13 protein-coding genes are annotated in these 13,125 nt (G+C 32.6%); 8 read left to right on the top strand and 5 right to left on the bottom strand.

Annotation, left to right across the window (positions count from 1 at the left end; all coding sequences use genetic code 11):
• Positions 1-18: 18 nt before the first annotated feature.
• Positions 19-309, bottom strand: coding sequence for an Asp-tRNA(Asn)/Glu-tRNA(Gln) amidotransferase subunit GatC (gatC, locus tag Q0Y61_RS00465; RefSeq protein WP_297809634.1), 291 nt, complete (start codon positions 307-309; stop codon positions 19-21).
• On the bottom strand, positions 306-1,016 hold the full coding sequence (locus Q0Y61_RS00460; RefSeq protein WP_297809632.1) for a TetR/AcrR family transcriptional regulator: 711 nt from the start codon (positions 1,014-1,016) through the stop codon (positions 306-308). The genes gatC and Q0Y61_RS00460 overlap by 4 nt, the downstream gene beginning before the upstream one ends.
• Positions 1,017-1,159: 143 nt before the next feature.
• On the opposite strand from Q0Y61_RS00460, the gene Q0Y61_RS00455 reads away from it, so the two are divergent.
• From Q0Y61_RS00455 to ung, 7 genes are read left to right on the top strand one after another with little or no spacing between them, the layout of a single operon-like run.
• Entirely contained in the window at positions 1,160-1,633 is a 474-nt protein-coding gene (locus Q0Y61_RS00455) for an RNA pyrophosphohydrolase (protein ID WP_297809630.1), read from the top strand.
• Entirely contained in the window at positions 1,633-2,841 is a 1,209-nt protein-coding gene (locus Q0Y61_RS00450) for an aspartate kinase (protein WP_297809628.1), read from the top strand. Before Q0Y61_RS00455 ends, Q0Y61_RS00450 begins: the two co-directional genes overlap by 1 nt.
• A gap of 3 nt (positions 2,842-2,844) precedes the next feature.
• Positions 2,845-3,390 (top strand): HobA family DNA replication regulator, encoded by a 546-nt coding sequence (locus Q0Y61_RS00445; protein WP_297809626.1) that lies wholly within the window; start codon positions 2,845-2,847, stop codon positions 3,388-3,390.
• 12 nt (positions 3,391-3,402) lie between these two features.
• On the top strand, positions 3,403-4,092 hold the full coding sequence (locus tag Q0Y61_RS00440; protein WP_297809624.1) for a DNA polymerase III subunit delta': 690 nt from the start codon (positions 3,403-3,405) through the stop codon (positions 4,090-4,092).
• Positions 4,093-4,094: 2 nt separating this feature from the next.
• Positions 4,095-5,264: a dihydropteroate synthase gene (gene folP, locus Q0Y61_RS00435; RefSeq protein WP_297809622.1), complete on the top strand. Its 1,170-nt coding sequence runs from the start codon at positions 4,095-4,097 to the stop codon at positions 5,262-5,264.
• The gene (locus tag Q0Y61_RS00430; protein ID WP_297809620.1) at positions 5,261-6,241 is read left to right on the top strand and encodes a hypothetical protein; all 981 of its coding nucleotides are present in this window, start codon (positions 5,261-5,263) and stop codon (positions 6,239-6,241) included. The genes folP and Q0Y61_RS00430 overlap by 4 nt, the downstream gene beginning before the upstream one ends.
• 11 nt (positions 6,242-6,252) lie before the next feature.
• The gene (ung, locus tag Q0Y61_RS00425; RefSeq protein WP_297809618.1) at positions 6,253-6,948 is read left to right on the top strand and encodes a uracil-DNA glycosylase; all 696 of its coding nucleotides are present in this window, start codon (positions 6,253-6,255) and stop codon (positions 6,946-6,948) included.
• Positions 6,949-6,964: 16 nt separating this feature from the next.
• Here ung and Q0Y61_RS00420 read toward each other — a convergent pair whose 3' ends face one another.
• The gene (locus tag Q0Y61_RS00420) at positions 6,965-8,227 is read right to left on the bottom strand and encodes a DUF2130 domain-containing protein (protein WP_297809615.1); all 1,263 of its coding nucleotides are present in this window, start codon (positions 8,225-8,227) and stop codon (positions 6,965-6,967) included.
• A 92-nt stretch (positions 8,228-8,319) separates the two neighbouring features.
• Between Q0Y61_RS00420 and Q0Y61_RS00415 the strand changes: the two genes are divergently transcribed.
• Positions 8,320-8,823, top strand: a complete 504-nt coding sequence (locus tag Q0Y61_RS00415; RefSeq protein WP_297809613.1) for a DUF4149 domain-containing protein — start codon at positions 8,320-8,322, stop codon at positions 8,821-8,823.
• On the opposite strand, the gene Q0Y61_RS00410 is transcribed toward Q0Y61_RS00415, so the two are convergent.
• Together Q0Y61_RS00410 and tkt are read right to left on the bottom strand one after the other, a co-directional pair.
• A complete protein-coding gene (locus Q0Y61_RS00410) occupies positions 8,798-11,095 on the bottom strand; it encodes a PD-(D/E)XK nuclease family protein (RefSeq protein WP_297809611.1) in 2,298 nt (765 codons plus the stop codon). The genes Q0Y61_RS00415 and Q0Y61_RS00410 overlap by 26 nt on opposite strands.
• A gap of 83 nt (positions 11,096-11,178) precedes the next feature.
• Complete coding sequence (tkt, locus tag Q0Y61_RS00405; protein ID WP_297809609.1) at positions 11,179-13,125, bottom strand: transketolase; 1,947 nt, start codon at positions 13,123-13,125, stop codon at positions 11,179-11,181.

Raw genomic sequence — 13,125 nt, 5'->3', positions numbered from 1 at the left:
TAGTCTCGCAATGAGATTTTACTCAATAATCTTAGGCACAATGAAAAAGTTATCTTCCACTTTGGGAGCATTTTTAAGAATCTCTCTAGCAATCTCTGGATTAGATTCTACACAATCTTGGCGCATAGGTAATTTAAACTCTAATGGATTAAAAGAAGCTGGAATCTCATCTAAATCCAATTTATTAATATTTTCAACAAAATTTACAATTTCACTTAAATGATTTTTTGTTTCTTCTATTTTCTCTTCTTCTAATGCAATTCCACCTAATTTGCTCAATCGGCTCAACAAAGCAATATCAATCGTCATTGGTTTTCCTTATTGTTTTTAAGATAAAGTATAAAAATTTTTATAGCGGTTTTTAGATTAGATTTGATTTCCTCTCTTTTGGGAGGTTTATAATTAGAATCTAGCAAGGGAAACAGAAAATAAGGCTCAATAATCAATCGAACCAATAACCTAGAATACTCTTCAATCTTATTCTTTTGAATCTCTAAATTGTATTTATTATTATAATATTCAATCCCTTGAGTAAAAAAATAATGGATTTCGTTAGCAGAAGAATTAAAAATTTTCACAAGATTTGGATTGTTATAAGCCTCTATAATCATCAATCTCATCCAAGCAATATTATTTCCTTTTAATATTTCATAAACTAAACATAACCCGATATTGTAAAAGTATTTTTCTATATTCAGATTGGAATCAATACTTTGAACAAAAATTTCATTTAATGTTTTCACAAATTCCTTCTGATTAGATTCTATGACTTTTTCAAACAAATTCTCTTTAGTTTCAAAAAATTTATAAATTGTTGCAAACGAGCCACCTGTCTGTTGGATAATCATCTGTAAATTTGTCTTTTGATAACCATATTTTAAAAATAATTCGCTTGCAACTTTTAAAATTTTTTCTTGTTTTTGCTGCATAGTCTGAATTTTAATTTCTTTATGCCCTAGTATATCTTGAGATTCCTTTTCTAAGGGTATTTTATTTGTTTTTTTTTGTATCTGCAAGATATATTACCTTTTGCTCAAAATTGTAATTTTTGCTAAAATTTAAAGATTTTTAATGATTTTAGTAAAAAAGAACTTAATATCAACTATATTTAAAAACTTTTAAATTATTATTCCTAAAAATTTTTAAAAAGGAGTGGCAAGTGAAAAAAGAAACTAAAACTTACAGACCCAATGTCGCTGCTATTATCCTTTCTTCTAAATACCCCTTAACTTGTGAACTATTCATTGCAAGCCGAACAGATATTAAAAATGCTTGGCAATTTCCTCAAGGAGGAATTGATAAATCTGAAACCCCTAAAGAAGCATTATTTCGCGAATTAAAAGAAGAAATTGGCACAAATAAAATAGATATTGTTGCGGAATATCCGGAATGGATTAGCTATGATTTCCCACCACAAGTTGTTAAAAAAATGTATCCTTATGATGGACAAATTCAAAAATACTTTTTAGTGCGCTTACAAGAGCAAGGAAAAATTGATATTGATACAGAAAAACCCGAATTTGACGCATATAAGTTTGTAAATATAGAGGATTTATTCAATCATATTACCTATTTTAAACGTCCTGTTTATAAACAAGTTTTAGAATATTTTAAAAGAAAGGGTTATTTGTAATGTTAATTGTGCAGAAATACGGCGGAACAAGCGTTGGAGATTGTGAAAGAATCCAAAATGTCGCAAAACGTGTAATTGAGGCAAAAAAAGCGGGTAATGGCATAGTTGTAGTCGTTTCTGCAATGAGTGGAGAGACGGATAAATTATTAGACTATACAAAGTTTTTTTCTCGTTTGCCAAATACGCGCGAAACGGATATGATCTTAAGCTCCGGAGAACGCGTAACAAGTGCTCTTTTAGCGATTGCATTAGAGGAGTTAGGGCATAAAGCAATCTCTCTAAGTGGCAGAGGTGCAGGTATAATAACTGATGATTCACATACTAAAGCGAGAATAGAATTTATTGATACCACACGACTAAATGACTTGTTAGCTAAAGATTATATTGTCGTTGTTGCAGGTTTTCAAGGTGTTACACAAAAAGGTGAAGTTACAACACTTGGTCGTGGAGGCAGTGATTTATCCGCAGTGGCACTTGCAGGCGCACTACAAGCAGATTTATGTGAAATTTATACCGATGTAGATGGAGTTTATACGACTGACCCCCGCATTGAACCAAAAGCTAGAAAAATTGATAAAGTTAGCTATGATGAGATGTTAGAACTTGCCTCTATGGGCGCAAAAGTGCTTTTGAATCGTTCGGTAGAAATGGCAAAAAAACTCAATGTGAATTTAGTTACAAGAAACACCTTTAATCATAATGAAGGGACATTAATCACAAAGGAAGAAGAAATTATGGAACACCCAATCGTAAGCGGAATCGCATTAGATAAAAACCAAGCAAGAGTAAGTATTTGTAATGTAGAAGATCGTCCCGGAATTGCAGCAGAAATTTTTGGAGCATTAAGTGAAACAAATATTAATGTAGATATGATTGTGCAAACCATTGGACGTGATGGTAAGACAGATTTGGATTTCACGATTCCAGAAGTGGAACTAGAGAATACAAGGCGGGTTTTGAAATCTTTTGAGAGCAATGTAGAAAGCATTGAATACGATAATGATATCGCAAAAGTTTCCATTGTGGGCGTTGGTATGAAATCTCATAGCGGTGTGGCTGCAAAAGCATTCCAAGCACTTGCAGAAGACAATATTAATATTATGATGATTAGCACAAGTGAAATTAAAATTTCTATGGTAATTCGCTTAAAATATGCCGAATTAGCGATTCGCACTTTGCATAGCATTTATGAATTAGATAGACAATAACCTATGCAAGACTTATCTAGTTGGACACTACAGGTTCTACGTTATGACGCAAGTCACCCAACTTGGCTTGAAGAGCGTAAATTTGAATGGATTCCATTAGTCAAACGTGCGTTACAAAAAATCTTTAATGGCGAAAGTATGATTTTAATCACAGATTACGATAGGGAATGGTTTATGGATTATGTCGTAAGTTCTATCAATAAGACAAATAATCGTCCTTATGTTCCAATACTTAGTATCAATGCACTTTTCCCACAATTAGACAAAACACACAAAAATGAAACAGAAATTCCACTGATTAATGATTATCTAGACAATGTTTTTTCTAAAAAATATTTTTTTTGGTATGTAGGACATAATGATACGATGCGTGCGAAACTTGCGCTAAATCACGAGGATTGTTTTTTATGGATATTTGATACACATTTACAGAATAGTTTTACGTTGCAATCCACTGATTCCCTTATAGATATTCGTTTAATGCAAATGTATAGAATTTTTAATCTAACCTTAGAAGCTGCTATATTTGGGCGCGTAAGCTTAGAGTGATTTAGGATTAGTATGCAAAACTCCAATACAACTCCTCGCCCAACCTTTCAAACTCACTCTCAAATTGGTCATATTTTACTTGTAAATAACCCGATTGATAGGGCAAATGCGTATTATGAGTACCAGAATCCTCAAAACTATAAACTCTTTTGTGCGGAAGAATTAACAATTGAAATTTCTCGCTCTATTATTGATGAAAGCTACATTGCAAATGAAGGAGTAAAAACTATTTTAATTGCAGCAAACTCTTTTAATGTTTATGCGCAAAATGCTCTTTTAAAAGTATTAGAAGAACCACCAAATGGCATAATATTTATTTTATATGCAAAAATGAAATCTCTACTTTTGCCAACGATTCGTTCACGTTTGCCTATTTTAAATCATACGAAAAAACAAAAATTGCCACATTTTGCTTTAGATATTCGCACCTTAAGTTTAGAAAATATATATTTATTTTTGAAACAAAAGCAAAAAGAAATTAAAGATTCAAACTCAAAAATAGAAATTCAAAGCCTCTATTTAGATGCACTTAAAAATGGTTTGCATTTTAATTCTAGCGAAACAACAATGTTTGAACACGCACTTAAGTGGGAAAAACAGCACGAAAAGCCACAAAATATTCTTTTGGTTTTATTATTGCTTATCTTGCGTAAGAAAAAACAAAATTTTACTCATCAAAATGCTTGGATTACCAAAGGATAAATATGGCTTTTGTGCAATATTTAGAAAATTGCGAAGTAGAACTCAAAAATCTTCATTGCGATAAGATAGGTTACCAAATTTTGCATAATAAAAGTAAAATGTTTTGTTTTTCTATCCAATCACTCAAAGCCCCTGCAGCGAACATTTTAAAACAAGAATCTTTAGCAGTGGGTGCGGACTTAGCCTTACCAAAAGATGCAATTCTTTACCAAAATGAATTTTATAATGGAATCTTAATGCTAACTCTCTCGCAGAGTAAAGCATTGTTAAAAAAACTTAAGTTACAACCTTTTGGATTAAAAAAAGTTGCACAAGATTTAGAATCGCATTTAAAATTTCATAACTTAAAGCCAAAAATTATGGGCATTATCAATATAACACCTGATAGCTTCTATGATAACTCTAGAAAAACTACAAAAGATGCAGAAGAAAGAATCCTAGAAATGATAGAAGAAGGAGTAGAAATTATAGACATTGGAGCAGCAAGCACACGACCTGGTAGTGCTTGGGTTAGCGCAGAAGAAGAGCATACACGATTAAAAGATATTTTACACTTTATTAAACAAGAGAAAATTAATGAAAAAATTACTCTAAGTATTGATACCTATACACCAAGTATTGCAAGCAAATGCTTAGAATATGGCTTTGGAATGATTAATGATATTACAGGTTTCACAAAACAAACAATGCTTGAAGCAGTGCGCGGATATGATTGTCAATGCGTCATTATGCATATGCAAGGCAATCCAAAAGAAATGCAAAAAAATCCGTCCTATCAAAACTTATTTTTAGAAATTGAAAGTTTTTTTGAAAATCGGATTGATGCTTTAGATAAATGTGGAATCTCAAAAATCATTTTAGATGTTGGTATTGGATTTGGAAAAACTTTAGAACATAACTTAGCCCTTATTAAGCATTTAAGGCATTTTTTGCGCTTTGATTGCCCTCTTTTAATTGGTGCAAGTCGCAAAAGTATGATTGATAAAATCACACCTTGTAGCGTAGAAGAAAGATTAAGTGGCACTCTAGCTCTACATTTGGAATCCTTAAAAAATGGCGCAAGTATTATTCGTTGCCACGATACGAAAGAACATATCCAAGCACTAAAAGTTTGGTTGGCTTTACAAAAATCTCATCTAGGAACCCCACCAATCTATGAGGCAATCCAATGAACAGACGCGAAATTATTTGGCAATTAAACCAATATGGACATTCAAAAGAAAAGCTTGAAAGTATGCCGCTTACAGACCTTGTCAAACTCTTTAAACAAACGAGTAAAGAACGGATTATAGGCTATATGAATACTTTGCAAGCAGATAAAGAAAATGAAATCATTCCAGAAGACGATACCAATTATATTAAACGAGAAATGGAATTAGTCTATCACGCAATTTCGGTAGAAGAAATAAATTTTGCGATTCTTTATAATGCAATAGAAAAAATCTTTGAAAAGTATGATTTAAATGAAGCTATAGAGCTTGTATTATCCCAATCTAATGATAAACAATACAAGCAAATGACACAAATTACGGAAGTAGCTTATCGTTCTTATCAAGAGATTCTTCTGGATAGAATTGAAAAACTATGCGAATTTTATCCCGCAGAAGAACGATTTGAACAACTTAAATTCTACGGAGATAGACGGGAAAATATTAATTTTCTCCGTGAGAGTATTGCAAATATGAGTTTGCAAAATAGTCAAGAACGTTTAAGCAAGATTGCTCTGCTCAAATACGACATTATCCGTGATTATTTCCCAGATTCTATGTATGAAAATTATGAAGAATATTATGAAAATGAGGAAGAAAAAAACGATATTATCAATCGGATTATGGCATTAACGAAAGCCTACACTCGCCCTGCACTCAAAGCTAAAAAATTTCAAGTCCTCTCACATATTGAACGCGTGTTAATTGAGGACCGCAATAGAGAAAAAGAAGAAAAAGCTTTAATTAAGCAATACACCAAAAAGATTGGCGATGTGATTTTAAGTGAAGACGAACTAGCTTTTGCTATGGTGTTAAAAGAAGCACTAAGTGTGCTAGATGAACGTGATGTTGCACGCATTGTTGGAAACTTTGATATTTCAAGCAATCCTATTTTGTTGCAACGTTTTAATGTCATTATGCGCGACAATCGCAGAAGTTAAGGAGGGATACATTGGAATCACAAATCAAACTTGAAAAGATTAAAATTGAAGAAAGTTGGAAAGAAGTTTTAAAAGACGAATTTCTTTCTCCCTATTTTGCAGAAATTAAAGCACATTACCTAACTGCCAAATCACAAGGTGCTATCCTCTATCCTCCAGCCAAGCTTCTTTTTAATGCTTTTAATCTTACACCTTTTGATAAACTAAAAGTTGTGCTTCTAGGGCAAGACCCTTATCACCAACCCAATCAAGCAATGGGATTATCTTTTTCTGTTCCTAATGGAGTTAAAATCCCACCCTCTTTGCAAAACATTTATAAAGAATTGCAAATGGATTTAGGAATTACTCCCTCTAAAAGTGGAGATTTAAGTCCTTGGGCGCGTGAGGGGGTTTTGTTGCTTAATAGTATTTTAAGCGTAGAATCTGGCAGACCTGCTTCTCATCAGCATTTTGGTTGGCAACATTTTACTAATGCGGTTATCTCACAAATCAACCTTCGTTGCGAAAATATTATTTTTTTACTATGGGGCAATTATGCAAAAGCAAAAAAAGTCTTGATTGACCCGAACAAACACTTCATTCTTGAAGCCGCACATCCTTCACCCTTAGCACGAAATGGTTTTTTAGGTTGTCGGCATTTCTCAAAGACCAATGCGATTCTACAACAAATTGGCAAAACACCTATTAATTGGAATCTTAACCCTTAATTCTTTCATCAATGGATTATTCCTCTGTAAAATTATCTTTTAATGGAATCTCCAATGCTTGGACATTACCTATTGCATTTCCTGCAATTCCCTTAATAGCGCCATACATACCAATTGTACTTTCAAGCACTTTTTGAATCTGTTTTTCACGTTGTTTCCATAGCCTTTGCACTGCGCGTTTTTCAGTCTCTAAATCATTTTGCATCTGCATAAATCCCTCTACAATAGCTTCTATTTGCATTTTAAACTCTGAACTTGTCAGATAGTTATATAAAAAGCCCATCTTATCTTGTTTGTTTTCTTGAAATTTTTGCGCAATCCGCACTTTTATCACACTCTCTCTTAACGCAATACACAAAGCTTTAAATTCTTCAAAAGTGCAAATCCACACGCCCTCTAAGAGTCCCATTCTCTCTAGCTCTTTTGGCATTGCTTGAGTAACAATCACACCCACATCTGCATTTTCTTTACGCATATCTGCTTTAAATTTCTCAATCCATACATGTTGAAATTCTTTTGTGCGTTTGCTTTCATAATAAACTTTTCCACAATTTAAAATCTCTCTCGTATGCACAATCTGCACACAATCTCCACCATACATTCCTTTTTTAACTTCTAAAATATCATCTAAAGGAAATTGAGTTTGCAAATACTCTTCAATCGCCAACTCTTGCACTTCTCCTTGTAATTGTTGCGAACCTAACTCTACTTTGCGTTGTGCTTCTTGGAGTTGTTTCCTTAATATTTCTAGTTGTTGTTCTTTTTCTCGGAATCGCAATTCATTTTGTGATTCTATTTCCTTATATATTTTTTCTTTAAAACTTGCGATTTCTTCTACGAGACGCTCTTGTGCTTGAGCTTTAATTTTAGACTCCATTTCCTCTTTTTCCCGCTTGAGTCTCTCAATTTCAACCTTACTTAAATATAACTCTTTAACTTGGTTGGACTTCTCCTCTAGCTCTTTTTGCATACTCACCAAAGCCTCATTATATTCTTGCATTAATTCTTGCTTCAAAGATTCTTGAAGTTTTTTCTTCTCTTGCCTCAAAGATTCTTTAGTTGCTTGGTTGATTGTTTCTTGTAAAGATTCTTGTTCTTTTTTTAATTTTTCAAGGGCTTGAGTATATTCCTTGCGTTTTTGAGAAATTTCCATTTCAAATTGTTTTTTAGTTTCTAAATTTTCTTGATAAATTTTTTGTTCCAATTGATGATATACAATAGCTTGCACATCAATTTGTATGCCACAATTTGGACATTTTATATTCTTTTCCTCATTCATTGTTACTCCTATTTCTCCATTAATTATAGCCTAAGATTCCACAAATCAAACAACTTTTGGTTATAATTGACAAAAATGTTTTAAGGATTCCTATGCAAAATCTTTTTAAACTCCAACCCTATTTTTTAGTGCTTTATCTGCTCCTTATTGGCATAACGCTTGGAGCAATTATTGCGTGTGGCGCTTTGAGTGCGCCCTCTATTTTCCGTGCTTCTGCTATTGTTCCAGATTTACAAATCACTTTATTTCAATCAGGTATTTTGATGACAAGTATTTTTACTAAATTAAATATTATCTTAAATCTTGTAGCAGTTTTTATTCTCTTTTATGAGATTTTAGCCTTACGCGTGAGCAGAGCTAGAATTGCTCCACTTTTGGGACTTATTAACATTATTTTGATTTTTCTCTTCACGCTTTATTATACCCCTTATATTTTACAAGCACAAAGTCTAGGCGAAGAGGGAATCGCAAATGTTGCATTTGATAGCTTACACACACAATCAGTTTATGTGTTTAAAGCATTAATGATAAGTTTATGCCTACTCTTTGTGATTAGAGCTTTAAGTGCAATCAATAGCGGTTACAAAGGTAGATAAAGTCGCAATATCGGCATATATCACGTCTTGGTGTTAAAGTGAAGTTTATTGCTTTAGAATCTCTTTTGATAATTTCTAGTTTCTCTTTCAAAACTTCAATCTTAGCATTTAAATCGTGTTCATATAAGATTTTTGTATTATACAAATCATAAAATCCTGCAAAAATTCTGCTAAACTCACCGAGTGATTCTATCGCACCTTCTTGAAGTGCCAAGGCATAAAGGGGTAATTGAAAATCTGTGGCTTTTTCATAATTTTTAGATTCTACCTTTAAATTGCGTTTATATTTATAATCTAGAACATACACTTCATCTTGCTTTTTATCAATTCTATCTATCCTTCCTTTTAATTCAAAACTAAATAACTTAAAGCTAAATTCTTGCTCCAAAACCAAAGGAATCCAACCCTCTTTCAAACGCTTTTTTTCAAATTCAAAAAAATTTTTTAAATACTTTTTAGCCAAAGCACTTTCAAAAAATTCTTGAGTCGTGCTACTCTTACTAAGCTTCGTGCAAACTTCTTGATACATCAAATCCATTGGATAATCTTGAGTATTCTTATAAACTTCATTTAATATTTGATGAATCTTGTTTCCTAGATTGATTGTTTTTGTTTCTATTCCTTGAAATCCCAAAATGTAACGATAATAATATTTTCGTTTGCAATTTAAAAAACACTGCAAACTTGTCGCACTAAAAAACTTTACTCTCAAAGGAGCAATAATCTCACGTTCTTTATAATTCAACGCCTTACCATTTAAAAAATACTCACTATATTGCAAGCTTGCTTTAAAAATAGGAATATTTCCAAAAATAGAATCCTCCAACAAAAAATGGGAGGGTTTAGTTTCTTCATTATTTAGACACATAATCCAAGCTTCACGACTTTTTTGCAAAATTTGAGCATAATAATGCTTTTGTAAATTCTCACGACTTTTTTGTGTTGGTAGCCCTACTTTCTCCCGAATAGCAGTGTTTAAAAAGAAATCTTTTTCATTAAAACTTGGCACATTTTCTACATTAAATTCTGGAATAATAATATAATCAAAGCAAATCCCCCGTGTCTCTAAGATTCCCATTACATTAATACGCCCACCCCCAATGTCATCAATCTTCACTTCTTCTATCATCTTTAAAAAAGTCAAAATTTTTTCTTGCACATTAAGAGAGCATAAATGATTTAATGCGAAACTAAAATGCTCCAAACCTTCTAAAAACTTCTCTTTAATGTCTTGGGATTCTTTGGAATTTGTTTCCAAGTTTTCTAAAAAATCTTTAAAAGCATCAAAATTTTTAAACTCGGGAATACACATCAAGGTAGAATCTTGTAAAGAACCTTTACCAACATTAGGAATATATTCTTGTTTTAAGTTTAAACTCCCTTTTGCATTGTATTTTATTTTTTCTTTTAAAGAATTATTGAGATTGCGAAATAATGCACTTTCTTTTAAAGTATTTCCCATAGCATAGTTAAAGTTCCGTGCTTTATCAAAAAGCTTCAAATATTTTGCAAATTCCTCATTAGGCAAAATGATACAAATTTGTTCTGGCATAATCCCTTGCTTTAACCAAGAATCAATTTGTGCAAATATACCACCCACTTCTGCTACTTTATCCTTAAATTCTAGCACTTGAATCAGTGATTGCCTATTCTCACTAATATTTTGTAACCCTCTATCATTCAAGCTAAACTTATCACAAAATAATACAATTTGATAGAATCCCAACCCTAAAGATAATCCAAAAAGTCTTTGATAATAATCTTGATTGAAAGAATCCAAACTAAGTCTAAAAATAACAGGTAAATGTTTGGCAATCTTACGAAACACTCGCATTTCAAATTGACTCAAAAACCCCTCTAAATAAACAATTATCTCATTGAATCCATTTAATAACTCAAAAGTTATTTTATAATCTTCTAAAAAATACTTATCAAAAAATTTATTTTTATTTAATATTTCCTGATAACTTTTAAAAATAATCTTCAAAAGTTTTAAATGGTCATCATAAAAAGCGTAAATATCAAGTTTTTCTAGGGAATCTATGGAGACACATTCTGCGGATAATTCATCATAAAATTTAAAGAAAAAAGTGGAGTTCAATAAAAATTGTGTGAAATTCTTAGCAAAATCACCTAATTTTTGTGTGTGTTGATAATTTATTTGAACTGCCTGATATAAATAAAAATTGCGTAAAAAAGATGGAACTTTTCGCTTTTTATCTACTCTTAGAATGAAATCTAGGAATTCAGCGATACTTTTTGTATTTGGCAAAAAATTCTCTGCATAATTATGTGCAAAAAAATGTTTTATTGCACGTGAATTTGAGAAAAGATGAAGAGTCTCCACCCCTTTTTTTATCCTAAATGGCTTTTAGCAACACGAATAATATTTTCTACACTAAAACCAAAATGCTTAAACAGTTCTTCTCCCTTACCGCTTGCACCAAAACTAGACATACTTACCACATCATCTGAAAAAGCAAACCACTCTAAAGCACGACCTGCTTCAATGGCTATCACCTTACCTTTTAACAAAGAATCTTGATAACCCTTACTCTCTTTAAGAAACAAATCATAACAAGGTGCGCTAATAACTTGTGTTGCAATTCCCTCTTCTTCCAATTTTTCAGCACTTTTAAGCGCAAGTTCCACTTCACTACCACTTGCTAAAAGCGTGATTTGTGGATTTTGTAGATTTAATTTAGAATGAAGCTTTAAATAAGCACCTCTATGAACATTATCCTTGCTGACATTTTGTAAAATTGGTAAATTTTGACGACTTAAAACAAATGCGCAGGGTCCCTCTACTTCAAAAGCAACTTGCCAACACGCAACATTTTCATAAGCATCACAAGGGCGAAATACATTGAGATTTGGCATAGAACGAAAATGACTTAATTGCTCAATAGGTTCGTGTGTTGCCCCATCTTCACCCACTCCAATAGAATCGTGCGTCCAAATATAAAAAACTTTGCTTCGCATCAAACTTGCCACCCGAACACTTGGGGCTAAATAATCACTAAAGACAAAAAAGGTTGCACAAAATGGCAAAAATAAACCATAGTTAGAAAACGCATTACTGATTGCACCCATTGCGTGTTCTCGGATTCCAAAATGAAAATTACTTCCATTGGGAAAATCACCTTTATCTTTTAATTCTGTATTATTTGAAGGTGCTAAATCTGCACTTCCACCAATAAAGCCGGGCAAGGCTTGTGCAATTGCATTAAGGATTATCCCATTACTTGCACGAGTTGCGATTCCTTTGCCTTTCAATTTATATTCGTCAAAATTTGGATAAACAATCCTGCTAAAATCTGGCTTTAACATTTCTTCTAAAAGAGATTTTTCACTACTTTTTGCTAAGATTTTATTCCATTCCAAATTCGCCAACTCTCCTAATTCTGCTGTATTTTTAAAACGAATCTTGGAGGATTCTGAGATAAAAAACTGCTTTTTTGGATTCAAGCCAAAGGCTTCTTTGGAAATACAAATTTCCTCTACTCCTAAAGGTGCTCCGTGTGCCTTATGCGAGCCACAAAAGTTTTTAGAACCTTTGGCAATCTGTGTTTTAGCAATAATTAATATTGGTTTAGTTGCATTTTTTGTTTTCTCTAGCGCCGTATTAATTTCCACAAAATTATGTCCATCTATACTTAACACTTCCCAATTTTGCGCTTCAAATCGCGCTTTAATGTTTTCACTCATTGCAATATTGCAATTTCCCTCAATTGTAATATTATTAGAATCATAAATCAAAATCAAATTATTAAGGCAATGATGCCCCGCAAGAGAAGCAGCCTCATAAGAAATCCCTTCCTCTAAATCTCCATCGCCACACAAACAATAAACTTTATGATTAATCAAATCTTCTCCCAACATTGAAGAAGCAAGTTTGCCTGCCATTGCAAAACCTACTGCATTAGCAATTCCTTGTCCAAGGGGTCCTGTAGTAATTTCAATTCCTGGTGTATGTTTATATTCCGGGTGTCCGGGTGTTTTAGAGCCAAATTTACGGAAATTTTTCAAATCCTCCAAATCTACCTCAAATCCCCATAAATGTAGCAAAGAATATACAAGTGCACTTGCGTGTCCACCACTAAAAACCAATCTATCACGATTAATCCATTGTGGATTTTTTGGATTCAACTTAATATGAAATCCAAGCACCACAGCAATATCTGCTAACCCCATTGGAGCACCGGGATGTCCGCTATTTGCATTCTGCACCATATCGGCACAAAGAAAACGCAAGGTGTTCGCCATTAAAGCATATTCATTTAGTTCCTCTTTATTTAACAT

The organism is uncultured Helicobacter sp. (genome assembly GCF_947367035.1).
GTDB lineage: Bacteria > Campylobacterota > Campylobacteria > Campylobacterales > Helicobacteraceae > Helicobacter_D.
Note: the sequence above shows the minus strand (reverse complement) of the source record. Positions and strands in the feature narration are given on the sequence as shown.

Excerpts from the sequence above, each read along its gene's own strand:
- gatC (WP_297809634.1), bottom strand. The coding sequence starts at position 309 with ATGACGATTGATATTGCTTTGTTGAGCCGATTGAGCAAATTAGGTGGA.
- Q0Y61_RS00450 (WP_297809628.1), top strand. The coding sequence starts at position 1,633 with ATGTTAATTGTGCAGAAATACGGCGGAACAAGCGTTGGAGATTGTGAA.
- Q0Y61_RS00445 (WP_297809626.1), top strand. The coding sequence starts at position 2,845 with ATGCAAGACTTATCTAGTTGGACACTACAGGTTCTACGTTATGACGCA.
- Q0Y61_RS00440 (WP_297809624.1), top strand. The coding sequence starts at position 3,403 with ATGCAAAACTCCAATACAACTCCTCGCCCAACCTTTCAAACTCACTCT.
- folP (WP_297809622.1), top strand. The coding sequence starts at position 4,095 with ATGGCTTTTGTGCAATATTTAGAAAATTGCGAAGTAGAACTCAAAAAT.
- Q0Y61_RS00430 (WP_297809620.1), top strand. The coding sequence starts at position 5,261 with ATGAACAGACGCGAAATTATTTGGCAATTAAACCAATATGGACATTCA.
- Q0Y61_RS00420 (WP_297809615.1), bottom strand. The coding sequence starts at position 8,227 with ATGAATGAGGAAAAGAATATAAAATGTCCAAATTGTGGCATACAAATT.
- Q0Y61_RS00415 (WP_297809613.1), top strand. The coding sequence starts at position 8,320 with ATGCAAAATCTTTTTAAACTCCAACCCTATTTTTTAGTGCTTTATCTG.
- tkt (WP_297809609.1), bottom strand. The coding sequence starts at position 13,125 with ATGTTAAATAAAGAGGAACTAAATGAATATGCTTTAATGGCGAACACC.